At 45.4% G+C, this 26,384-nt stretch carries 23 protein-coding genes and 1 tRNA gene; 7 read left to right on the plus strand and 17 right to left on the minus strand.

The window, feature by feature from the left end; genetic code table 11:
• Positions 1 to 87: 87 nt before the first annotated feature.
• The 6 genes from galT to ACJV45_RS05800 all read right to left on the minus strand — a co-directional run bounded on the left by galT (position 88) and on the right by ACJV45_RS05800 (position 9,578).
• Positions 88 to 1,482 (minus strand): galactose-1-phosphate uridylyltransferase, encoded by a 1,395-nt coding sequence (galT, locus tag ACJV45_RS05775; protein WP_419397891.1) that lies wholly within the window; start codon positions 1,480 to 1,482, stop codon positions 88 to 90.
• A gap of 1,163 nt (positions 1,483 to 2,645) precedes the next feature.
• Positions 2,646 to 3,272, minus strand: a complete 627-nt coding sequence (rpsD, locus tag ACJV45_RS05780) for a 30S ribosomal protein S4 (protein ID WP_004113375.1) — start codon at positions 3,270 to 3,272, stop codon at positions 2,646 to 2,648.
• 755 nt (positions 3,273 to 4,027) lie between these two features.
• A complete protein-coding gene (locus tag ACJV45_RS05785; RefSeq protein WP_419397863.1) occupies positions 4,028 to 4,786 on the minus strand; it encodes an ABC transporter ATP-binding protein in 759 nt (252 codons plus the stop codon).
• 1 nt (position 4,787) lies between these two features.
• Positions 4,788 to 5,999 (minus strand): FtsX-like permease family protein, encoded by a 1,212-nt coding sequence (locus tag ACJV45_RS05790; RefSeq protein ID WP_004125386.1) that lies wholly within the window; start codon positions 5,997 to 5,999, stop codon positions 4,788 to 4,790.
• A gap of 21 nt (positions 6,000 to 6,020) precedes the next feature.
• Positions 6,021 to 6,455 (minus strand): DUF4418 family protein, encoded by a 435-nt coding sequence (locus ACJV45_RS05795; RefSeq protein ID WP_016828767.1) that lies wholly within the window; start codon positions 6,453 to 6,455, stop codon positions 6,021 to 6,023.
• Positions 6,456 to 6,830: 375 nt separating this feature from the next.
• Entirely contained in the window at positions 6,831 to 9,578 is a 2,748-nt protein-coding gene (locus ACJV45_RS05800; RefSeq protein ID WP_419397864.1) for an ATP-dependent helicase, read from the minus strand.
• A gap of 386 nt (positions 9,579 to 9,964) precedes the next feature.
• Between ACJV45_RS05800 and ACJV45_RS05805 the strand changes: the two genes are divergently transcribed.
• Both ACJV45_RS05805 and ACJV45_RS05810 read left to right on the plus strand, forming a co-directional pair.
• Positions 9,965 to 10,546: a xanthine phosphoribosyltransferase gene (locus tag ACJV45_RS05805; RefSeq protein ID WP_415685356.1), complete on the plus strand. Its 582-nt coding sequence runs from the start codon at positions 9,965 to 9,967 to the stop codon at positions 10,544 to 10,546.
• A 164-nt stretch (positions 10,547 to 10,710) separates the two neighbouring features.
• On the plus strand, positions 10,711 to 11,961 hold the full coding sequence (locus ACJV45_RS05810; protein WP_419397865.1) for a thiolase family protein: 1,251 nt from the start codon (positions 10,711 to 10,713) through the stop codon (positions 11,959 to 11,961).
• On the opposite strand, the gene ACJV45_RS05815 is transcribed toward ACJV45_RS05810, so the two are convergent.
• Positions 11,945 to 12,139: a hypothetical protein gene (locus tag ACJV45_RS05815; RefSeq protein WP_353582302.1), complete on the minus strand. Its 195-nt coding sequence runs from the start codon at positions 12,137 to 12,139 to the stop codon at positions 11,945 to 11,947. The two genes, ACJV45_RS05810 and ACJV45_RS05815, sit on opposite strands and share 17 nt — an antisense overlap.
• A 42-nt stretch (positions 12,140 to 12,181) precedes the next feature.
• On the opposite strand from ACJV45_RS05815, the gene ACJV45_RS05820 reads away from it, so the two are divergent.
• Both ACJV45_RS05820 and ACJV45_RS05825 read left to right on the plus strand, forming a co-directional pair.
• Positions 12,182 to 13,507: a hydroxymethylglutaryl-CoA reductase, degradative gene (locus ACJV45_RS05820; RefSeq protein ID WP_419397866.1), complete on the plus strand. Its 1,326-nt coding sequence runs from the start codon at positions 12,182 to 12,184 to the stop codon at positions 13,505 to 13,507.
• Between the two features lie 129 nt (positions 13,508 to 13,636).
• Positions 13,637 to 14,959, plus strand: coding sequence for a hydroxymethylglutaryl-CoA synthase (locus ACJV45_RS05825; protein ID WP_419397867.1), 1,323 nt, complete (start codon positions 13,637 to 13,639; stop codon positions 14,957 to 14,959).
• Positions 14,960 to 15,194: 235 nt separating this feature from the next.
• Here ACJV45_RS05825 and ACJV45_RS05830 read toward each other — a convergent pair.
• From ACJV45_RS05830 to ACJV45_RS05840, 3 genes are all read right to left on the minus strand, one after another.
• Positions 15,195 to 15,279 (minus strand) — tRNA-Ser (locus ACJV45_RS05830).
• An 84-nt stretch (positions 15,280 to 15,363) separates the two neighbouring features.
• The gene (locus ACJV45_RS05835) at positions 15,364 to 16,125 is read right to left on the minus strand and encodes a Bax inhibitor-1/YccA family protein (protein WP_004121088.1); all 762 of its coding nucleotides are present in this window, start codon (positions 16,123 to 16,125) and stop codon (positions 15,364 to 15,366) included.
• Between the two features lie 86 nt (positions 16,126 to 16,211).
• Positions 16,212 to 17,018, minus strand: a complete 807-nt coding sequence (locus tag ACJV45_RS05840) for a GTP pyrophosphokinase (RefSeq protein ID WP_019261378.1) — start codon at positions 17,016 to 17,018, stop codon at positions 16,212 to 16,214.
• Positions 17,019 to 17,499: 481 nt separating this feature from the next.
• Here ACJV45_RS05840 and ACJV45_RS05845 point away from each other — a divergent pair, with 481 nt between their 5' ends.
• Genes ACJV45_RS05845 through ACJV45_RS05855 form a run of 3 tightly spaced genes read left to right on the plus strand, consistent with a single transcriptional unit; the run spans position 17,500 to position 18,431 of the window.
• Complete coding sequence (locus ACJV45_RS05845) at positions 17,500 to 17,775, plus strand: type II toxin-antitoxin system RelB/DinJ family antitoxin (protein ID WP_004121092.1); 276 nt, start codon at positions 17,500 to 17,502, stop codon at positions 17,773 to 17,775.
• A 24-nt stretch (positions 17,776 to 17,799) separates the two neighbouring features.
• Positions 17,800 to 18,063, plus strand: a complete 264-nt coding sequence (locus tag ACJV45_RS05850) for a Txe/YoeB family addiction module toxin (protein ID WP_419397868.1) — start codon at positions 17,800 to 17,802, stop codon at positions 18,061 to 18,063.
• A 59-nt stretch (positions 18,064 to 18,122) separates the two neighbouring features.
• Positions 18,123 to 18,431: a DUF6725 family protein gene (locus tag ACJV45_RS05855; RefSeq protein WP_004125347.1), complete on the plus strand. Its 309-nt coding sequence runs from the start codon at positions 18,123 to 18,125 to the stop codon at positions 18,429 to 18,431.
• A gap of 172 nt (positions 18,432 to 18,603) precedes the next feature.
• Here ACJV45_RS05855 and ACJV45_RS05860 read toward each other — a convergent pair whose 3' ends face one another.
• From ACJV45_RS05860 to sufC, 7 genes are all read right to left on the minus strand, one after another.
• Positions 18,604 to 19,443: a ParA family protein gene (locus tag ACJV45_RS05860; RefSeq protein WP_004121099.1), complete on the minus strand. Its 840-nt coding sequence runs from the start codon at positions 19,441 to 19,443 to the stop codon at positions 18,604 to 18,606.
• A 53-nt stretch (positions 19,444 to 19,496) separates the two neighbouring features.
• On the minus strand, positions 19,497 to 20,516 hold the full coding sequence (locus tag ACJV45_RS05865) for a site-specific tyrosine recombinase (protein WP_419397869.1): 1,020 nt from the start codon (positions 20,514 to 20,516) through the stop codon (positions 19,497 to 19,499).
• 394 nt (positions 20,517 to 20,910) lie between these two features.
• The gene (locus tag ACJV45_RS05870) at positions 20,911 to 22,002 is read right to left on the minus strand and encodes a prephenate dehydrogenase (RefSeq protein WP_419397870.1); all 1,092 of its coding nucleotides are present in this window, start codon (positions 22,000 to 22,002) and stop codon (positions 20,911 to 20,913) included.
• Complete coding sequence (locus tag ACJV45_RS05875) at positions 21,996 to 23,024, minus strand: prephenate dehydratase (protein ID WP_410311989.1); 1,029 nt, start codon at positions 23,022 to 23,024, stop codon at positions 21,996 to 21,998. The genes ACJV45_RS05870 and ACJV45_RS05875 overlap by 7 nt, the downstream gene beginning before the upstream one ends.
• Before the next feature lie 145 nt (positions 23,025 to 23,169).
• Entirely contained in the window at positions 23,170 to 23,604 is a 435-nt protein-coding gene (locus ACJV45_RS05880; protein WP_029600477.1) for a hypothetical protein, read from the minus strand.
• A gap of 9 nt (positions 23,605 to 23,613) precedes the next feature.
• Entirely contained in the window at positions 23,614 to 25,536 is a 1,923-nt protein-coding gene (typA, locus tag ACJV45_RS05885) for a translational GTPase TypA (protein ID WP_410311990.1), read from the minus strand.
• Positions 25,537 to 25,602: 66 nt separating this feature from the next.
• A complete protein-coding gene (gene sufC / locus ACJV45_RS05890; RefSeq protein WP_004114595.1) occupies positions 25,603 to 26,379 on the minus strand; it encodes a Fe-S cluster assembly ATPase SufC in 777 nt (258 codons plus the stop codon).
• Positions 26,380 to 26,384 lie beyond the last annotated feature (5 nt).

Below are 26,384 nucleotides of genomic sequence, written 5' to 3' on the forward strand. Positions count from 1 at the left end.
TAAACAATGCTTCACACAGTGCTTCACACAAATTGACTTTGTTATTGTTTAATCAGACTAATACAAGTAAGACTAATACAGGTCAGACTAATCCAAATCAACATCGCCTAATTCTTGGAACCTACTTGCAATCATCTCTGGCGTTGTATCAGAAATCCAAGATGCCATCCCAGCTTCCGATCCAGCCAAATACTTGATTTTGTTAGCATCTCGCATAAACGAGAAGAATTGTAAATTAAGACGATAATGCGCACGACGAGAATCATGTACAGGAGCCTGATGCCATGCTGCAACATAAGGCAAGTCAACAAATTCGCTAGAATTTGCAGCACTCATACCTGAAGATAAGTTGAAAGCAGCCGAACCTGCAAACGATTTAGCACCAGAGTCGCCATTAAAACCAAAGAATTTATTAGCACGTCTAAGAAGTGTTATATAAATTTGTGCCAAATCCCAACGCTCTTGGTCATCAAGCTGATCCAAAGTAAGAACATCACGAACAGGAGCAACATGAACCTCGAGTGGCCATCGAGCAGCAGCTGGAACATACGCAACCCAACTATGATTATGCATAATCACACGCTTTTTAGCCTCAATCTCCGAATTCATCAAATCCTTAAGAAGATTACTGCCAGTACGCTCAAAATAAGCCTCTGTGTGACGCAACTCCTGCTCCAACCTAGGAGCAATAAACGGATAAGCATAAATCTGACCGTGAGGATGATTCAAAGTCACACCAATTTGGCTGCCGTGATTTTCAAAAGGATAAATCTGCTTAATGCCATCAATTTGGCTAATTTCCGCGGTTCTAAACGCCCAAGCTTCAACAATCGTTCGCATACGCAAAACAGAAAGATTAGCTGGAAGCATGTTTTCGTTGGAACTAAAGCAAATCACCTCACAACGACCAGCTGCAGGAGCCTGCTTCCACAACGGATTGCCGTCAACGTAGGTTGTTGTATTCGGAACTCCTGCAACCTGAGCCATAGCTGGATAGCGGTTTTCAAAAACAACAACGTCGTAGTCTTCGTCTGGAATCTCGCCATCTTGATACTCAGATTCTGGCTTTCTACCAGCGAATGGGTCGATTCTTGATTGCTGCTCACTATCGCTATTTAAGCTATCACTATTTGAACTCTCTCTAAGAATGGGGGCTGGTCGTTTTGCCCACAGCCTAGACATAGGAATCCAATCTCCTGTAAGCGGATCCTGACGCATCTGTGGAACTTCGCTAGGAACCTCATTACCGTCGCTATCAAAATGAGAAGTAAAGCGATACGCCAACTTTCTAGGGTCAATCAGCTCCCTTGTTTTGTGTCCGCTAACATATTCTGGATTGTCGTCGATGTAGAAAAAGTCGCGACCGTCGGAAAGCTTTGTTGCCGTAATACGAATATGCTCACGTGCGTAAGTTCCTGGGCGATACAACTTATACGGATACTCTCCACCGAAATCTCGAATAGGAGTTTGAACAGTCGGAATTTGTTGCGTTTGGTAGAAGGCATTATCGCCTAGCGAAGAGCGCATTGGCGACTGTAATCCTTGGTATGATTCCGAATGCGTAGTAGATTGCGCAGACTGCACGTTTTCAGCCGCCTCTTCTTCTGCTTGAGCTACAAGACTACTCAGCGAAGAATCTCCAACACCCGTGCTGGTTATCTTGTTAATAACCGAGTCGTTTGCGCCGCCAGCCTTGTTCCTAGCGCGAATTACATTAATGTCTATTGCATCAAAAGCATCTGTGTCTTCCAAGCTTTTTTCAACTTGGCGTTCATCTGCTTTCTTATGCGTAGTGCCGTCTTCGTCAATCTCAAATCCTGCTGCAGCGCCACCTTCAAATCCACCGCCAGGACCAGCGAAACCAGCTGTTGTTGGAATATTGTGAAGTCCTGCAACTTTTTTAGGCTTTTCCACAAAATCATCCCCTTCAAAAATGTTATTGTTTAGCACGTCTTTTGCGTCTCTTACATCTTCTGCATCTTCTGCATACTGTGCGTTGTGCGCATTCATATATTGCTGTGCTTCTTGCAGCACTTGCGCATCTTCTTCATTGCTAATTTGAGACATCTTTGACTCCATCGTCTCTTTATTCTTCTTTATCTTCTTTTATTTTCGTATAACTTCTTATTCTTGTATCTTCTTACTTACAACGCTTAATAGACGCTTAGTTATCTATTATATATTTTCTGATTCAACACTCGCAGAATGTTATATTTTGTAATATAACGAATATTATTGTGAATAATTATATGTGATTTTGTTTTTTTATTAAACTGTTTTGTTACAAAATGTGCGGTTGCTGGCGACTAATCCCAAACAAAAGTTAATACATCACAACATATCACTATCTTTTAGCATAATTCAGACTGCTTTTGACGCAAACACGCTATAACTTCCTGCTTTTGTTTACCATTTGACCCAATACGTAAACAAACACGGGCAATCGTTCCTGCTTTTGTTTACCAAAACACCAAAAAAGGGAACAAACACGGGCAAGTGTTCCCGCTTTTGTTTCCCATTTGACCCAAAACGTAAACAAACACGGGCAAAATTACAGCAAAAATCGCAAGCAAAACGCATTGACCCCCACTATGCAATGCACAGCAGGGGTCAAGCGGTATGTCCTTAAGAATGAAATCCAGAATTTAGCGAGCGTAGTACTCGACGACGTACTGGATGTTGACTTCAACTGGAATCTGATCGACTTCCGGCTTACGAGTCAAAGTAGCCTTCAAAGAGGCAAGATTCACATCGAGGTAACCAGGAACTGCTGGCAAAACGTCACGATGAACGCCTTCAGCAGCCATCTGGAATGGCACCATTGTCTGGCTCTTAGCGCGAACCTGAATGGTCTGGCCTGGCTTAACACGGTAGGATGGGCGATCAACAAGATTGCCATCTACCAAGATGTGACGATGCACAACAAACTGGCGAGCCTGAGCGGTTGTGCGAGCAAAACCTGCGCGCAAAACCAAAGCGTCAAGACGGGTTTCCAAATCGGTGAGCATTGCGTCACCAGTCTGACCTGCAGTGTGCGTACCCTTTTCGTAAGCTGCACGAAGCTGCTTCTCGGAAAGACCGTACTGAGCGCGAAGACGCTGCTTCTCGCGAAGACGTACTGCGTAATCGGACTCGGTACGACGACGAGTGCGGCCGTGCTCACCTGGAGCATATGGACGCTTCTCGAAAATACGCTGAGCCTTTGGGGTCAAAGCGATGCCGAGGGCGCGAGAAAGACGCACCTGACGGCGAGAACGCTGAATATTAGTCATTACTAATCCTTTATTCTGTCGTTATCTGAACGGAACGTGAACCAAACATTTATGATTATTCACGCTGAGCCGGCCTCTCCAGTGCTTCTTCGTGCTAACACACGAACGCGAAAGCATTAAAACGCTGAAATAACGCCATAATTCTTACGCGCCGACCCACTGATGGGCTAAGGCTCCAGATAATGCCTACGAAAATAGGCATCGTTACTTATGCTACTCCACACCGTAGATACTCGCGCTCATCTCAACGTAATCTTTTGCACGCATATTACGCCAAGTTATGTGGAGATTCGAGATTTTTCGCACTGAATGAGATGAACCTCAGCATCTTTGATGGTGATTCATCGAATGAAGAAGAAAAATCGAGAATCTCGGTGATTAGGAGATACGCAATTGTTCAAGAATGCAAGAGGGCTGGGTGATTCTTGGTCGAACAGTATAAGAGCGGCAGCCGATACCAAATAATCCAAATGATCAACCACTACAAACAAACTTCAACCAAAAAACAAAATCAAAGCCAAAACGGAACAACCGCAACAACAGACAACACGCAAGAGGCAGAGCGTTGTGCGAATCGACGACTTCGAGCTGCATAATGCGCGAGAAGTCACCTCGATTCGCTGAGCCGCTTAAATGTAAAGTCCAGTGGACTTTACATGCGGCGAAGACGTGAGCGCGGCTAATCCGCGCGAGCGCAGAAACACCCAGCCCTCAGCAACAACAAATAAGGAATATTGCTCGCGCGGTCTAAGCGCTCAGTCAAAGCGCGCGTGCGCGCGAAGTACGCCAGAATCCATTGTGTAAACACTGTTAGCGCTTGCAGCAACAGATTCATCGTGAGTAATGACTAAAACAGCCGCGCCAGAAGCAGCACAATCGCGCAGCAGAGACACCACAGTTTGAGTGTTTTGCGAATCCAAATCGCCCGTAGGCTCATCTAACAGCAGCAAACGCGGGTTGTTAATCAAAGAGCGCGCAATCATAACGCGTCTCATTTCTCCGCCAGAAAGCTCACGCGGATAACAATGCGCAAGATCGTCAACATTAAGACGCTTAAGCAAATCCATAGCGCGTGAAGTCAAACTAGCGTAATCATTCGGATTAAGCTTTTGCGCTGAATCGTCTACTCGCTTAGAAGACGCGCGCGCAATCATAACAGGCAAAATAACGTTATCTAACACATTCAAATTAGCAAGCAGCGTCTGCGATTGCGTAACAAAACCAATGTTTTTTGCGCGAATCGCAGAAATTTGCTCGTCGCTTACAGAAGGAGACGAAATATCATATTCAAAAATAGTAACGTTTCCACGCGTCGGCTTTAGAAGTCCTGCAATCATGTTTAAAAGAGTAGACTTTCCATTGCCAGATTTGCCCATAATCGCAACAAAGTCGCCAGCTTTAAGCGAAAAATTAACATCGTCTACAGCAATAAACTTCCTATTTTTGCGTTTAAATTCGCGAGTGACGTTTTTAAGATTTACTACTAAATCGTTGCTAACAACTTTATTCGCCATTTTATTCGCCATCTCTTAAAGTCAAATACGCTTCTCTGTTTGCGATTCTCCCTACAACAATCGCGGAAGTTACCAAAACGCTAGCAAGCGAAAACACTACAGAAACCGCTGCAATCGCGCACACAAACCAAACATTCGACTCCAGGTACGGTAGTTGCAGCTGTTGAGAAATCACAATATTATATGGGAACAAAATAAGCGAAGCGAAAGCAACGCCAATCACGCCTCCACCAAAACCAATCGCCGACGATTCACGCGCGACCATCTTTAGAAGCATGCTCTTATTGGCGCCCAAAATCCTAAGAGAAGCAAATTCTCTTTTGCGCTCCGAAGTAGAAGATGCAAAAACGCACACAAGAATCAGCATTCCCACAAGCCAAAACGCAAGAATGCCAAGAAAAATCGCCTTGTTTAGCACTTCTAAACTCTTTTTAGTCTGCTCGGTAATTCCTCCTGGAAACACCATTCCAAGACTTTTAATTCCGCTAGTTTTACGAATATTTTCCGCAACGTTTTGCGCACTAAAACCCTTACGCACTTTTACAAGAACCGCACTAACAGCCTTGCGTGCATATTTTGCAGGAATCGCAGTGTGCCCAACTTTCGACGAATATTTAACAACCGCTGGAATCGTATCTCTGTTTACAAACACTGAGTTGTCTAAGCTAGTGCCCGTTTTAGCAAGTTGCGCAACAATCGGCCATTCATGCCCATACAAGCGAACTGTGTTTTGGTAAGACACAAGCACGTTTGCGCCTGCAATCATCTGACCTTTTTTAAGATCGCTTTTGTGCTGTGAATAAATCCATGGAGCGATTACAAAGTCACTAGTAGGGTCAAAACCTATGATTTGCAACTTTTCCGCACAGCATCCAGCCGATAGAGAAGATATATAAGTTTGTACGCTTGCTTTTTCAACGCCTTTTGACTTTCGCACAAAATCCTCAATATTGTTTGTAAAGTAAAACGTGCTAGATCCGCCATTAGTTAGCAACGCTTCCGCGCGATTGTAAGTGTTTTGCGGAATAACCATAATATCCGCGCCAAGACGAGCGCGCATACTACTTAAACCATTAGAAAGATTAAGTGAGATTAGCGAGCCGCCAAAAAACACTGCAGCTAAGCATGCGGAAACCACGATTAACGCGGCGGTTCTAAGCGGCTTTTGCTTTAGGTTTTCTAGCGGCAATCGCTTTAATGTAATAGTGTGCATAGTAAATTACTTAGATGCGCACTAGCAAGCAGACTTAGTGTCAAGATACACGCTAACAGATGCAAACACTAATGCGAGCACAGATAGCACAATTAACGTTGGGCGCATAACAGATGTGCAATGCATCATCGGGCTTTTGCAAACACCAATAAGGAACGTTGTAGTAGCGATCATAAACAGAGAGTTAATGATTACAGCAATATTTAAGCCAGCGCGAACGTGTTCTTTAACAAATAGCGCAATAATACCTAGAATTGCAATAACTACGCCAATTCCAATAGCCACGCGGCTGGTGTAGTAGCATGCCATAGGTTGCATCATCATAGGCATTTTAGACATTTTAGCCATTTTGTGCATGCCTCCAGTTGAGCATGGTTTTGCAAATGTCAATGGCGCTATAGCAATAAGAATTCCAAAAATAATTGCATGAAGCGATGCGAATAATTTGTTCTTCATAATAAATACCTCATTAAATCTAGTTATTATTTTTTAGTGTTGCTTTTTAACGCAACACGCTTTACGGCACTCACGTTTGTAAGCGCCACGCCTTTTAAAATCTCGTTTATAAATACAATCGCAATGCTTAAGAGCTTAATCAACTTCCTCTTGAGTCACGAATCTTACACATTTGCGGTTTCGTTTACTTTTATATTTTTCCTACTTTTATATTTTTTCGTATAGCTTAATAGAAAACAAGTCTTGAATATTTTGTTTTAGTGTATATAATCACGCACTAGTTATAACAATATTACAATTGATATTTTGAAGTAATCTTCAGTAAGATTGCATTATTTTAAGTGCAACATTTATAAAACGAAAAAAATTACAATTTTACAATTTCTCAATCGGCGCAACTCTTAACATAAGTCTTTTTACACCATCCGAACCAAAGTCAACTGTAATAATTGAGTTTCTTCCCTTGTCTTGCGTTTTAAGAACAGTTCCAAGACCGTAAGTGTCGTGAGAAATTTTGTCACCTTCGTGGAAATCATTGATGTTTAAGTGATTGTCCTTTTCTTGCAAACTCTGTTTTTTGTAAGACAATGATGATGAAGATGACTGCAAATTTGATGTGGATGATTGATACTGGTAGGATGCACTCGATTTTCTGGCGATTCGAGTGGTGACTTTTCCAGACTTTGAACCATAAGACTTGCCATAATGCGATTTTCTGTAACTCGATCCGCCGTAAGTGGTGTACGAATCATCGTCCCAACCGCCATCGCTTCCAAAGTCACTGTCAAAATCGCGGTCAAAATCACTACCCGCTCCCCTAAGCCCAGCTCGCATAACATCTGCTTCCTTGCGCTTCCAAGAAATCAAATCCGCAGGAATCTCGTCCAAAAACTGGCTTTGAATCATTTCTGCCGACTTGCCCCATTGCGATCTCTCAGCCGCCCAAGTGACGTATAAAATCTTCTTAGCGCGAGTTATACCAACGTATGCAAGACGACGCTCCTCGCAAAGCTCCTTTTGATTGTCAACACAGCGCGAATGAGGGAAAGTACCCTGCTCCATTCCAGTCAAAAACACAACAGGATATTCCAAACCTTTAGCTGTATGAAGTGTCATAAGCGTAACTTTTCCAGTATCTTCGCCCTGGTCTGGAAGCTGATCCGAATCTGCAACTAAAGCCGTAGTCTCCAAAAAACCAGCAACATTAGCATCAGGCGTATTCTGTTCATATTCAGCTGCAACCGATTGTAATTGAGACAAGTTATCTACTCTAAATTCGTCTTGAGGGTCCTTAGACTCTCGCAAATCCTGCAACAATCCGCTTTGATTAAGCACGTTCTCTACAACCTTAGAAGGCTTGGAATCGTTAGCTTCCATAAAGTCGATAAGCGAAGTCATAAGATCCCTAAAACTCTTAAGCGCATTAAAAGTTCGAGATGAAATACCAATTTGTTCTGCAATCTTATCTATCTGATTAAGAGCAGACCAAAAACTTATAGAATTTTCTTTTGCATAAGACGTAATCTGCGACTCAGCGCGCGCACCAAGACCACGCTTTGGAACGTTTAAAATGCGGCGCATATTGACATCGTCATCAGGATTTGCAATAGATTGCAAGTAAGCAAGCGCATCTTTGACTTCGCGACGCTCATAGAACTTAGTTCCGCCAACAAGTTGATACGGTAAACCCGACTTAATAAGCGCATCTTCCAAGCTACGAGATTGCGAATTTGCGCGATACATAATCGCAATATCCGAGTAGTTTATGCCATCTTCGCCACGCAAACGCGCGATTTCTTGAGCAACCCAAGAAGCCTCACCTTGCGCATTATCAGCAACATAACCAATAATCGGCGAACCTTTACCTAAAGAAGTCCACAACTTTTTAGGCTTTCGATTAGCGTTGTTGGAGATTACGGCATTTGCAGCGTCCAAAATGGTTTGCGTAGAGCGATAATTCTGCTCCAACATAATTGTTGTAGCGTTTGGAAAATCCTGCTCAAAGTCTTGAATATTGCGAATATCTGCACCGCGGAAAGCATAAATCGACTGGTCTGAATCACCAACAACCGTGATTGAAGACTGCGGAAGTTGAGTGGAATCTGGTGAAACTGATGAATCTGGTGAATCTGCGGAATAATGATCCACACCTGCATCATCCACACCTGCAAGTTCACGAATCAACACGTATTGCGCGTGATTAGTATCCTGATACTCGTCAACCAAAATGTAACGGAACTTTCGTCTATAATACGCACTAACTTGCGGATTTTGGCGCAAAAGCCTAACCGTTAACATAATCAAATCGTCAAAATCAACAGCATTCGACACGTTAAGCCTATTTTGATATTCCGCATAAACAGCAGCGTAAAGCGCATCGGCATTGCCAGCTGCATTAAAGCTAGATGCGCCAGATACAGACGCGCCTGGCTTATAATCTGGTGCGTAATTTTTAAGATTTTCCTGCCAAGTAACCAAATTATTTTTAAAATCAGATATCTTAGACAATAAAAGTTTAGGCGTAAACTTTTTAATGTCGATATTCAATTCAGATTCGATTATTTTAACAAGACGCTCACAATCCGAAGAATCGTAGATAGAAAAGCCCGATTTTAAGCCGATTGAATCACCATGAGCGCGAAGAATCTTAACGCAAGCAGAATGGAAAGTGGAAACCCACATGCTATTTGCACTATTGCCAATTAGGTTCGCAAGACGTTCACGCATCTCAGCTGCAGCCTTGTTAGTAAACGTGATTGCAAGAATCTGGCTCGGCCACGCCTTGCGATTAGCCAAAATCCAAGCAATTCGACGCGTAAGAACACGCGTTTTGCCACTGCCTGCGCCAGCTCCGATTAAAAGCGCGGGACCCTCGTATTGAACAGCCTTATATTGCTGAGGATTTAGACCTTCTAAAAGCGATTGTGGATTGATTTCGGGTAGGTCGGAAGATTGTACGGAATTTGAAGATTGCACGGAATTTGAAGATTGCACGGAAAAGTCGCCAGCAACCGTAGAAGCAGAAACTTCGCTCGTCATATCTTTATTAATAAGCGCATTACTCTGCTCGCTGTCATCTTCTGGGTTGCCAAACAAATCAAAATCATAACCGTACTTGCTCAAAAGCCCCTCGCTCCTGTGTTTCAAATCGCAAAAATTAAACTCTAACCAATTTTAACGAACACCAGCTAAACACAATCGCAGCGTTTTGCGAATCGACGATTAGTCGCGCTATTCCCGCGTTTGTTCCCTTTTTGGGTCGAAATGTAAACAAATGCAGGGAAAAAGAAACAAACGTGGGCAAGTGTTCTTGCTTTTGTTCCCAAAATTGGTCGAAATGTAAACAAATGCAGGGAAAAAGAAACAAACTCGGGGAAAGAAACAAACTCGTGCTATACGACATACCTTCGAGCTTAAAGAGTAACGCGCTAAGTGAGTCAAAGCGGGGGGTAAGCTATACAAATACACGCTACATACGCAAAATACGGCGCAATTTGAAAGGAATAATCGTGCAAGAACTTGAAGAACGCATCCAAAAAGAAGGCATTGTTAAGCCGGGAAATGTTTTGAAAGTTGACGCATTCCTTAACCACCAGTGCGATTGCGCGCTTTTTGACGCAATGGGCGCAGCTTGGGCGAAGCATTTTAAAAACACGCAAATCAACAAAATTCTAACAATTGAGTCTTCGGGAATCGGAATCGCGTGCGTTGCGGCTCGTCATTTCGGCAACGTTCCAGTGGTTTTTGCAAAGAAAGCGCAATCGATCAATCTAGACGGAGACCAATACGTGTCTACCGTATTCTCGTTCACAAAGCAGCGCGAGTTCCCAGTGATTGTGTCTAGAAAGTATTTAAACGCAGACGACCGAGTTTTGATTCTGGACGACTTTTTGGCTAACGGCAAGGCTTTACAAGGGTTGATTGACATTTGCAACCACGCTGGAGCCACGGTTGCTGGCATCGGTATTGCAATTGAAAAAGGCTTCCAAGGCGGCGGAGATGCATTGCGCGAAGCTGGGTATGATTTGGATTCGCTTGCGATTGTGGACGCAATGGATCCTAACGATGGGTCAATCACCTTCCGCAAATAGACTAGTCAATGTGATTGTGCGCAAATTGTGAAAAAATTAAGCATAATTCTTCACAAATCGCAATTTTGCGTAAAAATACGATAAAGTAGTTCGGTTAGTGTTTTCAGCATGATACTTTCAATAGGCTAGATAGGCTAGTTTCAACTGATTAGGCGGCTAAACGTATGACTGATGTTGTGATTGTAAGCGCAGCGCGCACACCGATAGGTAAATTCGGAGGCACGTTAAAATCGCTCACATCGGTTGAGTTAGGAACAATCGCAGCAAAAGCCGCAATTAAACGCGCAGGAATCAGCCCAAAATCCGTAGATCAAGCGATTTTTGGAAACGTGCTTCAGGCAGGTAGCGGTCAAAATGTTGCGCGCCAAATCGCTCTTAGCGCTGGACTTGACGAGTCAAGTTGCGCGATGACAATCAACGAAGTTTGTGGGTCTGGTCTTAAAGCCATACGACTCGCGCAGACGGCGATTTGCATGGGCGACGCACAGATTGTAGTTGCTGGCGGCACGGAAAGCATGAGCAACGTGCCTTTTTATGCACAAAACGTGCGATTTGGTGGACTTCGCTACGGCAACAGCGCACTGGTTGATGGACTAAAAAAAGACGGTCTTTGTGACGCTTTTACTGGCAAAGAAATGGGAGTTACCGCGGAAAACGTGGCTGCAAAATTTAGAATATCGCGCGAGCAGCAAGACGCTTTCGCACTAAAATCTCACCAAAAAGCTGTTTTTGCACAAAATAATGGCGATTTTGACGCAGAAATTACGCCAGTGCAGCTTTATGACGGAACTGTGATTAACCGCGATGAACATCCGCGAGCCAACACGTCTATGGAGCAGCTTGCTAAGCTTAAAACGTTGTTTAAAGCGGATTTTGATGTGCGCGAGGCGAATGGAATGTGCGAAGCGGATGAAACTTGCGAGGCGGATTTTAGCGCAAAACACTCGCCTACTGTAACCGCTGGAAACGCGAGTGGCATCAATGACGGCGCCGCAGCACTCGTCTTGATGAGCAAAGACTACGCAATCGCGCACGAAATCGACTATTTGGCAGAAATCGTGGGATTTGCAGAAGGCGGAATCAGCCCAGATCTTATGGGATACGCGCCAAAACACGTTATGGAACGCATGCTAAAAAACACGGGATACACCGTTGAAAACATTGACCTTTTTGAGATTAACGAAGCGTTTGCCGCACAAAGCATAGCAGTCTGCCAGCAGCTGAACATTAACGAAAGCAAACTGAACATAAGAGGCGGAGCAATAGCGCTCGGACATCCCTTGGGGGCCAGCGGAGCCAGGATTTTAACAACACTTCTTTACGCGCTTAAAGACAATCACATGCAAAACGGCGTTGCGGCGTTGTGTGTGGGCGGCGGAATCGGAGTGAGCATGCAAGTTAGGATGCGAAAGTAGTAGTAGTCTTCGTCGTCGTAGTTGTAGTAGTAGTCGTAGTCGTCCGTAGTAGTAGCGTTGCGATACGCGAGTTTACTGGCGAATATTGCAGTACTTCTGGCGACTTTGCTGTTGATGGCGATTCGTCTGTTGCTGGCTGCTTGAAAATAGCGTCAATAGCGTCAAAGCAACATTGCAAAAGTGAAAATCGTGAAAATAGCGCAAAAAAAAATGGAGAAACATGGCAGCTTTTCGAGAATTAAGCGTAGAACAACGCATAAAAACTCTGGAATCAGAAGGCGCGCTTAGTGAGGATTGCGCGCAACTGCTGCTCGAACAGCTCGCACAAAGCAGCGAAACAAACATTCCTGCAAGCGTTGCGAACAGCATGATCGAAAATCAAATCGGGCGATTCAGCCTGCCAGTAGGCGTTGTGCGCGGAGTAAAAGTAAACGGAGTAACGCGAAACGTGCTGATGGCTACAGAAGAGCCATCCGTAATCGCTGCTGCATGCAACGGTGCAAAAATCGCAGCAAAAAGCCTAGAAAATGGCGTTGTGGCACACAGCGCACATTACGTTACAAGCGCACAAATCGTGTTTGAAGACAAAGACGGAAGTGTAGCCAAAAAACTAGACGAAATAATGCGCGACGAGTCAAAACGCACGACAATTAGTGAGGTTGCGCGCTCCGCACACCCATCAATATACCAACGCGGCGGCGGATTAGAACGCGCACAGGCGGCGACATTGAACGGCTTCGCCAAACTAACACTAGACATAAACGCGTGCGACGCAATGGGAGCAAACATATCAAATACCATTGGCGAAGCCGTGAAAACCCAGCTGGAAAGCTGGGTGGGGAGCAAGGCGCTAGTGGCAATTCTTGCCAACTCCAGCCGCGCGGCAACAATCGCCGAAATTCACCTACCTGTAGAAGCGCTTGTGCCTAGCGCAAAAACAGCCGCGGCTGGAGATGCCGACGGCATGCGCCTTGCGCGCCGCATCGCCGCCTTAAGCTCCCTAGCCACCGTAGACGCGGAGCGCGCTGCAACCCACAACAAAGGAATCCTAAACGGAATAGTGGCAGCAGCACTCGCATCTGGCAACGACACACGCGCATTACAAGCAGCAGCACACGAATGGGCAACAAAATCCGGTCGTTACATGCCTCTTTCAACATGGGCCTTGCAAAATAGCGACCAAATCCTTTACGGTCGTATCGAAATCCCATTGCAAATCGGCACAGTAGGTGGCGCAATCTCCTCACTTCCAATGTCAAAAGTCGCGCTGCAAGTTGCTGAAGTCGAAAACGCCAATGATTTCCGTAACATTCTTGCCGCCGTTGGACTCGTACAAAACCTGGCAGCCCTTCGCGCACTCGCAGGTCCTGGAATCCAAGCTGGTCACATGCGACTTCAAGCCGCAAACATCGCTATCGCATCTGGCGCACATGGAAACGAAATTCAGAAGGTTGTGCACGCGCTTCTAAACGAAAAGCGTTCAGATTTGAACACGAATTCTGCAAGGATGATTCTTGATAATTTACGAAAAGACAAAAATACTTAGAGTTTACAATAATAATTACACGTGTTACTCGGTTAACTACGACTTTCTTCTGTTTGGGATAAGTCGCCAGCAACCGCGCCGTAAAATTTACACCACTAAAATCGCCCTTAAAAAAAAAAATAGGAAACCATGAGCAATACTTCAAAAAACACGCCAAAAGTCGGAATCGACCGCATAACTTTCGCAACTCCAAATTGCTATCTAAGCATGAAAGATCTGGCGATCGCGCGCGGAATAGACCCGAACAAATTCACGATCGGAATCGGTCAAAGCCAGCAAGCGGTGCCGCCAAATCATCAAGATATCGTAACACTTGGCGCTCAAGCTGCGCTGCCGCTGCTGCCGTACATCGATAACAGCCGCCTCAAAATGGTGATTGTTGGCACAGAAAGCGGCGTCGATGCCAGCAAATCCAGTGCGCTTTACATTCACCGACTGTTGGATCTCAGTCCGTGGGTGCGCTGCGTTGAAGTAAAAGAGGCATGTTATGGCGGAACTGCGGCGCTTATGATGGCTCGTGATTACGTTTTGACGCATCCTAGCGCGCAAGTTTTGGTGATTGCGGCAGACATCGCGCGCTATGGCGTGGGAACTCCTGGCGAGGTTACGCAGGGAGCTGGCTCTGTTGCAATGCTTGTGAGCGAGAATCCGCACGTGTTGCAAATCAACGACGACAGCGTTGTAAAATCGGCAGAAATCCAGGATTTTTGGCGACCCGTATATCAAAGCACTGCTTTGGCGCGCGGAAAGTTTTCAACCGAACAATATATTCACATGTTCTGCGATGTGTGGCAGCAATACAGCGCGAAAAACGACTGCAATTTCAACGATTTTGAGGCGATTTGCTTCCATCTTCCGTACACAAAAATGGGGCTTAAAGCGCTTCGAGCTGGTTTTGAGGCAAATTCGTGCGCGTCTCTTACGGGCGATACGCGCGAACGTCTTCTTGCTAGATACCAAGACAGCACACAATATAGTCGCCGAATCGGAAATATTTACACTGGTTCACTCTATTTAGGCTTAATTTCTTTACTTGATTACGATTATTTTAGGAATTTTGACTATTCGTCAGAGTCTGCTGGCTATTCGTCGGTTTCTTATGATTCGTCGGTTACTGGCGACTTATCTTCTGGAACGCACACAAACGAATCACCGTCTTCTCCCCTACTCCCAGGCCAAAAAATCGGCTTGTTCTCATATGGTTCTGGTGCTGTAGCAGAATTCTTTAGCGCAACACTTGTTCCAGACTGGCGTAGCGCTCTGTTTTCTAATCGGCACTTAAAAGCGCTAAACAATCGCACGCAATTAAGCGTTTCGCAATACGAGGAAATGTTTAACAGCGCGGCGCCTTATTCTCCGCAAGATTTTGTAAGCAGTCAGGAGAATCGAAGTGGCGCGCAATTTGTGCTTGACTCAATCACATCTCAAGAGCGTAACTATCGTTCTATCTAATCCAGTTTCCCGAAAATATATAAAAACACACAAAATGCGTACATTCTCGGCAAAAACTCTCAACTTGATATCAAAACCACCCCGCCAAACACCCCGTTCGTAATCAAAAATAATGACATTTAATACTACAAAATGCCAAACCCAAGAACATTGAAAACAAGCCAAAAACGTTGATATATCAAGGGTTTTCGGCATGAAAAAAGGGCTTCTAGCGATTGGCTAGAAACCCTATTTGCGGATGAGGCGAGATTCGAACTCGCGGTAGGTTTCCCTACAACGGTTTTCAAGACCGTCTCCTTAGACCGCTCGGACACCCATCCATGTGTGCTCGCTACGCAATATGCGCATCAATCACACAAGCGAATAGCCTATCATAATCCCTAGGAAAACGCACACACTCGTATCTAGTCGCGCCTATTCCCAAGCAATTCCAGTAAATAGACAAACATGTTGATGAAGTCCAAATAAAGATTAAACGCGCAAATAATCGAAATACGTTTAATCATTTCTGGCTGATCAGCATACGCTTCAAAAATCGCACGAGTTTTCTGTGCATCATAAGCCGTAAGACCTGCAAAAATCAGCACTGCAATCGCAGCAATAAGTCGCATTGTTCCAGCACTTGGAGCAACAAACATAAGAATTACCTGACTCACGCACAACACCAACAAAGCCACCATAAGAATAGGACCAGCCTTAAGCATATTCACCTTCGTAGTGAGTGCAAGCATTGTAAGACACAGGAAGAATCCAGCAGTTAAAGCCAAAACCATTGCAATAGAGCCGAGACTAAACACAGTAAAAATCGCGCTAAGCGTAAAGCCAGTAAGTGCAGCATACGCATAGAACATCGCACGCGCAGCAAAAACGCTCATTTTCATAACGCGCATTCCAAGAATAACAGCAAGCGCTACTTGCGCAATAATAATGCCGAAGAATCCAAATCGACCCGTAGCATACAAGTAAGAGTAAAGCGCACCCGTACTTTGCGTAAACATTGCCACAAGCGTTGTGACGATTAGTCCAACGGTCATCTCTGCGTAAACTCGACGCACACTCACTCGCTCTGCCTGCTCACGCACATAAGTAGCCTGCGCGTCGACAATTGTTGGGTTTTGTGCAAAGTTGCCAGCATAATTGCTGTTAAAATTTCCAAAATCTCCCATAATTCCTCCTAAATCATTATTAAGTATCTAATTATAGTACATTTGTACGACTATGTGTGTCGCGCAGATCAATATGAATTAGCTTGTTACGATTCAGGCGCATCCTCCACTCGCGGCGCACCATTAATATCGCGATGAATCCCCTGCATTTGCGCCTCAATTGCCTGCAAATTCTGCGCACACTCAAGCAGCGTCTTGGAATGCTCCGCCAACTTTGCGTCAGGCAAATCCGCCTTATAACGCAACGCGTGCTCCAAGCTCGCCCAATAATCCATTGCAATCGTGCGGAACTGCACCTCCACAGGCGTGTAATGCGCGCCCGACGACAAAAACACTGGCACAGCGTAAATCACATGCAAACTGCGATACCCGTTCGGCTTTGGGTTTTTAATGTAATCCTTAACCTGCAACACTTGAATATCCGTTTGCTTGGAAAGGTATTGCGCAACCGCATACACGTCATCGCGATAGTTGCAAATCACGCGGATTCCAGCCACATCGAACAGATTGTCACGAATCGAACGCGTTGATATGCTTAGGTTTCTGCGGCGCAGCTTCTCAAAAATCGAGTGCACGGATTTTAATCGCCGCTCCATGTGATGCACGGGATTGTGCGAAAATCGCACCTGAAACTCACCGTCCAAAATCTCCAGCTTCGTGCTGATTTCGTACATCGCGCCTTCATACACCTGCATCATGTTTACGAATTCGTCCATCTGCTCGGGCGGAAGATGCGGAGTTTCGCTTTTTATAGGTGATTTTTGCGCGGACTTTTCGTCGGCGGTTGCTTGCGATTTTTCCGCAGCGGTTTCTGGCGACTCACCATCGCCAGCACCTTGCAAGCTTGCGTAAAGTTCAGCCAAATTTAAACGATTATGACGATCAAGTATCACGGTTCTTATTCTACTCGTAATTTTGTTACAAGTCTGATAATAGCCTGAGAATCTGCGTGCGCTCCGACCTGCCTTTTCGCTTAAAGCGTAGCGTGAAAAGGCAATTCGGAGCGCTGAGCCGCTCAAGGCAGAAGCCTGCTTCTGCGCTGCAAAGCGCTTTGACTGAGCTTGAAATTGCATAGCGCGTTTCAAGCTCCTTCAAAGCGTGATTTGGCTCAAATGTAAAGTCCAGTGGACTTTACATGCCAAATCAGCCGAGCGGATACTAATAGCCGCGAGGAATAGCGCAGCTAATCTGCGCGAACGACAGGACCTGCATTTTCGCTTAAAGCGTAGCGCGAAAAGGCAATTCGGAGCGCACTAAAATCATCAACAATTGCTTGCATAATTAATGACATTTACGTTACATCATATATAATTATCGTATACATTTATGCAAAAGTATAAAATTCTACACTAAAACATAAGAGCAGGAACCAAGATGACTACAGTAACAACAGACATAGTAAACGTAAACTTTCGCGCAAAGAAAGAAGACAAACTCAACGCAGAACGAGTTTGCAAAGAACTCGGAATCTCTATGAGCGCCGCACTGAACGTGTTTATCAAAACGATTGGTCGCGAAAAGAGAATACCGTTAGATTTTTCGCTTGACCCATTTTACTCGCCGTCAAATCAAGCATATTTGAAATCGCAGATTGATGGCGTTAAAAATGGCACCATAAAGCTCGAAGAGCACAATTTAATCATGGATTAGATTAAACCTTAGGATTCACAAACAATGAGAAAAATTGCTTGGACTCCAGACGCTTGGAGTGACTATCTCTATTGGGAAAGCGATAATAAAACTCGTAAAAAGCTTAACAATATTATTAAAGAGATTATGCGGAATCCAATCGACGGAAAAGGTAAACCCGAACCACTTAAAGGAAACTATTCTGATTGTTGGAGTAGACGAGTAAGCGATAAAGATAGAATCGTATACTCGTTTACAGATGACACGATTATAATTTATGCATGCAAAGGCCACTACGACGATAAATAACGCGGAGGCGCACCACGAGCAGTTTAATTAGACGGCAAATTCTGCCAGAATTTATACCAGTGGGAGCACGAATCGTAGTTCGAACATACAAAGTCGCGCAATTAGACGGCGACGAAAGATTACAAACCGCTGGCAGCACAGAAACAAGTGGAATCGCACCAATAATCGCAAGCGCTCCAACAACTGGTCGCGCGCCAAAAATCGAATACCACGACGCAATTGGTCACGTAATCAGCTGGGACGGCGCAACATTGCATCTTATGCGCGACGCGGCCGCAAACGGAAGCCGACCAGAGCAAGAAATGTTCATCGACGCGCGCACAATCGTAAGATTAAAGCCAATACCCGAACGCAAACATCGCGGCTAATCTGCGCTAGGTATGTAGTGCGATTGTACTGGATTTTGTTGTTTTTTGATACAAACACACTGCATAAAACGAAAAACGTGCCCGCATTTGTTCCCTTTTTGGTCGATTTGGGAAACAAAAGCAAGAACGTCGCTAGCGCACTACGCTCTAAGCGAAAAGGTAGGTCGGAGCGCTATGCAACAACGCCGTTGGAAATGAGCTCGCGCGCAACCTCGCGATACTCTTTAGCAGTCTTATGCTCAGGAGCAAAAATCGTAATCGGAACCGCAGCAACAGTAGAATCCGGCAGCTTAATCGAACGCGAAATCACAGAATGCAACACGCGCCCCTGGAAAGCCTCGTAAATCCTTTGCAAAACCTCTTCGCTGTGCAAAGTGCGCGTAAACATAGTAACGAGCACGCCAAATACTTGCAAATCTGGGTTAATTCTATGCTGCACTTTTTCAATAGATTGCATAAGCAGCGCCACGCCTCTAAGCGCAAAGAACTCCGCTGCAACAGGAATAATCACGCCATCCGCCGCCGTAAGCGCGTTGACGGTAAGCAAGCCAAGCGAAGGCTGGCAGTCAATAATAATAACGTCGTATTCGTTACGAACCTTGCGCAGCACGCCAGCCAAAATCTGCTCGCGACCAACTTCGGTAACAAGCTGGACCTCGGCAGCAGAAAGATCAATGTTTGCAGGCATAACATCAATGTTTTCGGTGGCAGTGTGGCGAATCACATCGTGCACATCTACAGAGGAATCAAAAAGCGCCGTGTAAACCGTGTTATCAAGTGCGTTCGCATTAATCCCAAGTCCTACCGTTGCAGCGCCTTGCGGATCGAAGTCAACAATTAAAACTCGCCTACCGTATTGACTTAGCGCACCAGCTATATTGATGGAACTGGTGGTTTTACCAACGCCACCCTTCTGGTTGCACATAGCAATAATGCGCGCAGGACCGTGCGTTGTAAGCGCATCTGGCGCGCGGAAAGTCTCATATTCGCGTCCAAGTAAATCAGTAGGCATAAACTTCAGTCTATCAAAAGGTATGTTCAGTGAATCGATGCGTCGTTGTGGAGCTATCTCGCGCGCGGATGGCTCATAACATACGCCTCCATAAGCGCGTCTGGGCTTATATGCGTGTAAATTTGCGTAGTTGTAACGGATGCATGACCAAGCAGCTCCTGCACAGTGCGCACATCGGCGCCGCCCGAAATCAAATGCGTTGCAAAAGAATGTCGAAGCGTGTGCGGATGCAATTCTTTGCCAATTTTAGCCATTTTGCCAGCACGCGAAATCGCCTCCCACGCGGATTGACGAGATAGCGATTTGCCACGTTTGTTGAGGAAAATCACGTGAGTATTAGCAGATTTTGACGATGAGTTTAAGGGTGACTTGAGTCGCGACTTTACTTGCGACTGTGCGGTTGCTTGCGACTTTTGCGCGCGACTTACAAGAATAGGTCTGGCGTTAGCTAAATAATCGCGCAATGCGCATACCGCGCACTTTCCAATCGGAACGAGTCTCTGCTTTTGTCCCTTGCCAGTAAGACGCACAACCGATTCATCTAAATCAATGTCCTCGAATTTTAAGCTAACCGCCTCGCTTACGCGCGCACCCGTAGCATACAAAAATTCCACAAGCGCACGGTCTCGCAGCGAGACAGCATCCGTGCTGCCAAAGCCGCCAGCTGCATCGATTACGCGCTCCACTTCGCTAATGCTGAGTACGTCTGGAAGATGCTCCGACTGCTTTGGTGCTTTGACTTCTGCAGAAGGGTCGCTTGTGATTTGCGCGTTGGAAAGCATAAATTTGTTCCACTCGTGAATGCTTGCGATTCGCCGTGCAATCGTGCGAGGACCTAAACTTTGTGATGCCATTGCTTGTGATGACATCGCGCGCACGTATTCTTCAATATCTAGTTGCGTGATTTTGCTAACATCGTTGATTTTTCGGGATTCGCGCAGCCAGTTCGTGTATTTTGTAAGATCCGACTCGTAGGCTTCAACGGTTTTGGGAGAAAGCCCACGCTCCACGCTTATGTGGTTTAGAAATTGCTGAATTTTTAGGGAAAATGGCGATTGCTGCGATTCGGTCATATGTTAATTATATGCCGCTCGAATCTACTACTTCGAATTTAAAACACCACCAAACGCGGTGGAGATTCGAGATTTTTCGCACTGAATGAGATGAACCTCAGCATCTTTGATGGTGATTCATCGAATGAAGAAGAAAAACCGAGAATCTCGGTGATGCAAGATACGCAAAAGTTCTAGATATTCAGAAGGTTTGATGTATTTCTCTACGAGCAATAAATAGCGCCAACCTAAAACATTAGAACATTAACGTTCATAAGATATCCGTAAAGGTGCGCGTCACTTGCGAGGAGAGAAATACTCAAACCTCGCGCAATACCAAACAAAGAATATCGCTCACATCTTCGCTCGACTTTGTACAAAATTCGGCGTTCGATTGTAGCGAAATGCACAATGATTAGAGAGTTGAGACGCGACGAAGTGTTATGCGAGACACGCGCTCATCGCCAGCAACCGCAGAGTCATTCAGCGCCACGCCAACAATCTGCTCGCCGCTTTGCGCGCTTTGAATCATCTGACTTTGCCAATCACCTGGGCAATCAAGCGCAAATCGAAGCTCGCGCAAATCGCCGGACGACTCATCGCAAGCAACCGCGCGCTCCTTATACTTGTACTTGCGCCAATAATCAGCCTTAGCAAAAAACGCGCGCTCATCGCTAGCAACCGCAGAATCGCCATCGCTCCCCTCAAGCATCTTCTTCGCAAAACTCAACTCCTCAATCACACTACCAAGCAAATCCGCCACATTTCGCCGATTTTCTGCAACCATTGCACGCGTGCGATCTGGATCCGTAAGCGCCACTCGCGTCATATCTCGCCAAGAACCAGCCGACATTTGCAACGCAACATTGCGATTTTCGCTTCCGCACAAAACGTTCGCCAGCGCTGTAGAAACAACGTGCGGCATGTGCGAAATCAGCGCCGCCGAAGCATCGTGTATAGAATCGTTCAACACGAGCGCGCGATTGCCACACAACGCCACAATAACGCGCAAAACCGCCAAAAACCGCCAAAAATCACTATTCTCATCAACACTAACTGCCCAAAGCGCGCCGTCCAGCAGCTGTGCGCTCGACGCCTGCCAACCCGTAAACTCGCTTCCAGCCATAGGATGCGCGCCAATATAACAATCACCAAGCCCCGCGGCCTTAACCTGCTCGCGCACAAGCCCCTTAACGCTACCAACATCCGTCAAAGTTGTGTGCTGCTTGTTGATTCCGCGCGAAATCTCGCCAAGAACTTCTGGCATAGAGGCAAGCGAATTGCATAAAATCAAAACATTTGGCTGCATACGCGCAAGCTCCGCAACGCTTTCAACGCAAGTGATTCCAAGCGCCCTTGCTTCTTTATACATTGTTTGATGGCGATTATACGCGTACACTTTGCAGGAGCCAGTCGCAGCCAAACGCTTTGCGATTGATCCGCCAATAAGTCCAAGTCCTACAATACCAACAGAAAATTTTTGAGAAAATCCAGCATCTTCTACCATAATAATTCTCTTTCTGCATGCATTACGTTCAAAGCGCTCAAAGCATCAACTGAAGCATCGCCTGGAGCATCAATACACACTCCGCCATTAGGCAGCATCCAATCATTCATAACCGGATTATTGCGATTATCAGAAGGATACACCGCTAAAACTCGCACCCAATCACCATGTTCAACAACTTCTTGAATCATAGCTTTACACGTAGAATCCCAAGGAGCAGCATCAACAGTGGCAATAAAACTATATAAACCATCTTGACCTTTAATCGGCCTAGACATAAAAGAAGTCATATTAAGACCATGATCGCGCACAACATCAAGCAAATTTGCTAGCACTCCAGCACCTGTACAACGCGGAATAAAAGCAATAATCGAAGAAAAAGATGAATAGCATTCGCGATGCATACTAACAAAACTTAAAGCCTCATCTCTAGGAGCTAACACTAAAAACTCAGTGCGAGCGCCAGAAAAATCTTCAACAGCTTCACTCACAATTTGCCTATTGTATAAATCAGCACAAATTTTAGGGCACAAAGCAACTTCGCCAGGAACTAAATCCCTACAAGCAGCAGCGTTTGAAGACGCAGTTTTTTCTTTCAATCCATGCTTTTGAGCAAACTTACGGCATTGTGCCAACGCGTGAGGATGAGCAACAATAGTCGAACAATTATCGATTGAATCCGACTGGCAAACAACAGCATCAAAACTTATATCAACGCCCAAGCGAGCAATGCCAACCATATTTTTCGCATCAATTAATAAATCTAAATTAGGTATTACTACGCCTTCAATATTGTTTTCCCACGCAATAATACCCAAATGGTAGCAATCTTCAATTTTGCTAGCAATATTACGAATATTCTCACACGCAGTTGGAATAAGACGCAAAGCATCTAACGATTTACATTGTTCTTTAACTTTTAAAGCAGCTTGATGAGTAAAAGAACCTTCCGGCCCTAAATAGCATAATTTACGGGCATTATTACTGTTCTTATTACTATTCATGACTATATTGCTATTCATGACTATTCCTCAAAACTACTCTAAGACTATAAGACTATAAGACTTGTAAGTAAGACTACTGCATAATGTTATTTTTGCACAAATATGCAGCAAATTCACCTATAAAAATTCACCTATAAACTAACTTACACTTATTTAGCACCGCTTATTTAGCACCAGAAATAATAAAAAATTTATTAGGCATAAAAAGCAAAACTACGTGAGCGATAATAATGCCATAAAGCCAAAAATATCCAGCATTTTGCGCGATCCACGGAAGATTATCCACGCCAAATCCAACGGCAACAAGCACGCCTCGAAACGCGCCAAAAATTCTAAACCATCCAAGCGCAATCATCCACACAACCGAACAGCACACGATTGAGTGCAAAATCAAACCAAACATGCCACAAAGCATGCGAGCAAAACACGCGCTCAAAGTAACAAGCAAAAGCGCGATTACAAGACCGTACGGAAAGTTATACATAGCGCCCATTCGATGCGCAAAAGTGCCCAAAACCGCGCAAAATACCGCTAAAACGCATGAAGCCGCACACTTGCTAGCAAATAGCACGGAATGCGACTTCATGTTGAACATCATTTTAAGGAATCACGCAGCATTATTTTGACGACGCTGCTTAGCACGCCACTTATACCATTCATCACGGCTCAAAATAATCTTGCGCACGCGAATCGACTCAGGCGTAACTTCCACACACTCATCCTCGTTAGCAAAGTCAAGCGACTCTTCCAAGCTCATCTTAATTGGTGGAGTCAAAGTCTCAAGCACATCAGCGGTTGAAGAACGCATGTTAGTCATATGCTTAGCAAGCGTAATGTTAACATCCAACTCATCTGGCTTATTGTTAATACCAACGATTTGACCTTCGTACACAGGGCTTTGCGGATCCACAAAGAACACGCCGCGCGCCTGCAAACGCTGCATAGCATAAGGCGTTGCAACACCCTTACGATCACAAACCATGGAGCCATTCTGGCGAGTTACAATCTGACCAGCCCAAGGCGCGTAGCCTGCAGAAATAGAGCTTGCAATACCAGTTCCGCGAGTAGCAGAAAGAAGAGCTGTGCGGAAACCAATAAGACCACGCGAAGGAACAGTAAATTGCAAGCGAATCCAGCCAGATCCGTGATTGCTCATAGAATCCATGCGGCCCTTGCGATCTGCCATAAGCTGCGTAACAGTACCCATGTATTCTTCTGGAACATCAATCGTAGTGTTTTCCATAGGCTCGTTAATTTGGCCATCAATCGTCTTAGTAACAACTTGAGGGCGGCCAACTGTAAGCTCGTAGCCTTCGCGACGCATTTGCTCCGCCAAAACTGCCAACGCCAACTCACCACGACCCTGAACTTCCCAAGCATCTGGGCGGTCTGTTGGAAGAACCTTAATAGACACGTTACCAATAAGCTCTCGATCAAGCCTATCTTTAATCATGCGCGCTGTAAGCTTGTGATCCTTGCCTTCTGTGCCAGCAAGCGGCGAATCGTTAATGCCGAAAGTCATGGAGATAGCTGGGTCGTCAACGTGAATCAATGGAAGAGGCTTTGGATCGTTCTGGTCCACAATCGTCTCGCCAATCATAATGTCGTTAACGCCTGCAACTGCAACAATATCTCCAGGGCCTGCAGATGCAACAGGAGTGCGCTCCAAGCCTTGTGTGCGCAAAAGCTCGGAAACGCGGAAGTTTTCAAGCGAGCCATCTACACGAGAAAGCCCGTAAGTTTTACCCTTTTCCAAAGTGCCATTGTAGATTCGCACTAAACCAAGACGACCCAAGAAGTCAGAGGAATCGATGTTTGCAACGTGCGCCTGAAGAGGTGCACCTTCCTCGTACTCTGGTGCTGGAATGTTGGAGATAATGGAGTCAAAAAGCGGCTCCAAATTATCATTGTCTGGCAAGCCGCCGTTTTCTGGCTGATTCAAGGATGCATAGCCAGCTTTTGCAGCGCAATAAATAACAGGCAAATCAAGAAGCGAATCAATATCTAGGTCGATTCCTTCTTCAACAACGTCTTGTGCAAGACCGAGAAGCAAATCTGTAGCTTCGCTCACAACCTCGTCAATACGCGCGTCTGGACGATCCGTTTTGTTAACGCACAAAATCACTGGCAGCTTTGCCTCAAGCGCCTTGCGTAGAACGAATCGAGTTTGCGGAAGTGGGCCTTCGGAAGCGTCAACAAGCAGCACAACGCCATCAACCATGGAGATGCCGCGCTCTACTTCGCCACCAAAGTCGGCGTGACCTGGGGTATCGATTACGTTGATTGTAATTCCCTCTGGATGACCGTACTTTTCTGCCAGCGGGCCAGTGTACTGCACTGCAGTGTTCTTGGCAAGAATGGTGATGCCTTTTTCGCGCTCAAGGTCGTTGGAGTCCATTACGCGGTCTGGCACTTCTTCTCGCTCAGAGAATACGTGCGACTGCTGAAGCATGGCATTTACGAGCGTTGTCTTACCATGGTCAACGTGCGCTACGATTGCCACATTTCTGATATCACCGCGAACAGTCATTACAAACCTCTTCCGTTTTATTTAGCCAAACTTAAACGAGTTTACTCGCGGCTTTAGACACGCCGCTTAAGCAATCGCAGATTCGCTGGCACCTTCTGGCAAATACTTGTCGTATCCTTCTTCTTCCAACTCGTCTGCAAGCTCTGGTCCCGCCGTCTTTACAAAGTGACCTTGCGCAAAAACGTGAACAATATCTGGCTTAATGTACTTTAGGATTCGCGTGTAATGCGTAACCATCATAATGCCCAAACCAGTATTTTCTTTGGCGCGATTTACGCCTTCCGAAACAATTCGCAAAGCATCCACGTCTAGACCAGAATCCGTCTCATCTAAAATCGCAAACTTTGGCTTTAAAATCTCTAGTTGCAAAACTTCCGCGCGCTTTTTCTCGCCGCCCGAAAATCCCTCGTTTACAGAACGAGATGCAAACTTTGGGTCCATTCTTAAGCGCTTCATTGCTTCGTTAAGCTCTTTAACCCACGCGCGCAAAGTCGGAGCCTCGCCGCTCACTTCTGTTTTTGCTGTGCGCAAAAAGTTCGTCATCGAAACGCCTGGTACCTCTACCGGGTATTGCATCGCAAGAAACAGCCCAGCTTTTGCGCGCTCGTCTGGAGTCATCTTCAAAATATCTTCGCCGTCTAGAAGCACCTGGCCCGAATCTACTTCGTACTTTGGGTGACCTGCCAAAGTGTATGCGAGAGTAGACTTTCCAGAGCCATTCGGACCCATAATCGCGTGCGTTTCGCCCGAATTAACTGTAAGATTTACGCCCTTTAAGATTTGCTTGCGTCCCTCTTTTGTTTCTACAGACGCGTACAAATCCTTGATTTCTAAAGTTGACATGTTTA

The sequence above is a fragment of the Gardnerella lacydonensis genome (genome assembly GCF_048545055.1).
GTDB lineage: Bacteria > Actinomycetota > Actinomycetes > Actinomycetales > Bifidobacteriaceae > Bifidobacterium > Bifidobacterium vaginale_C.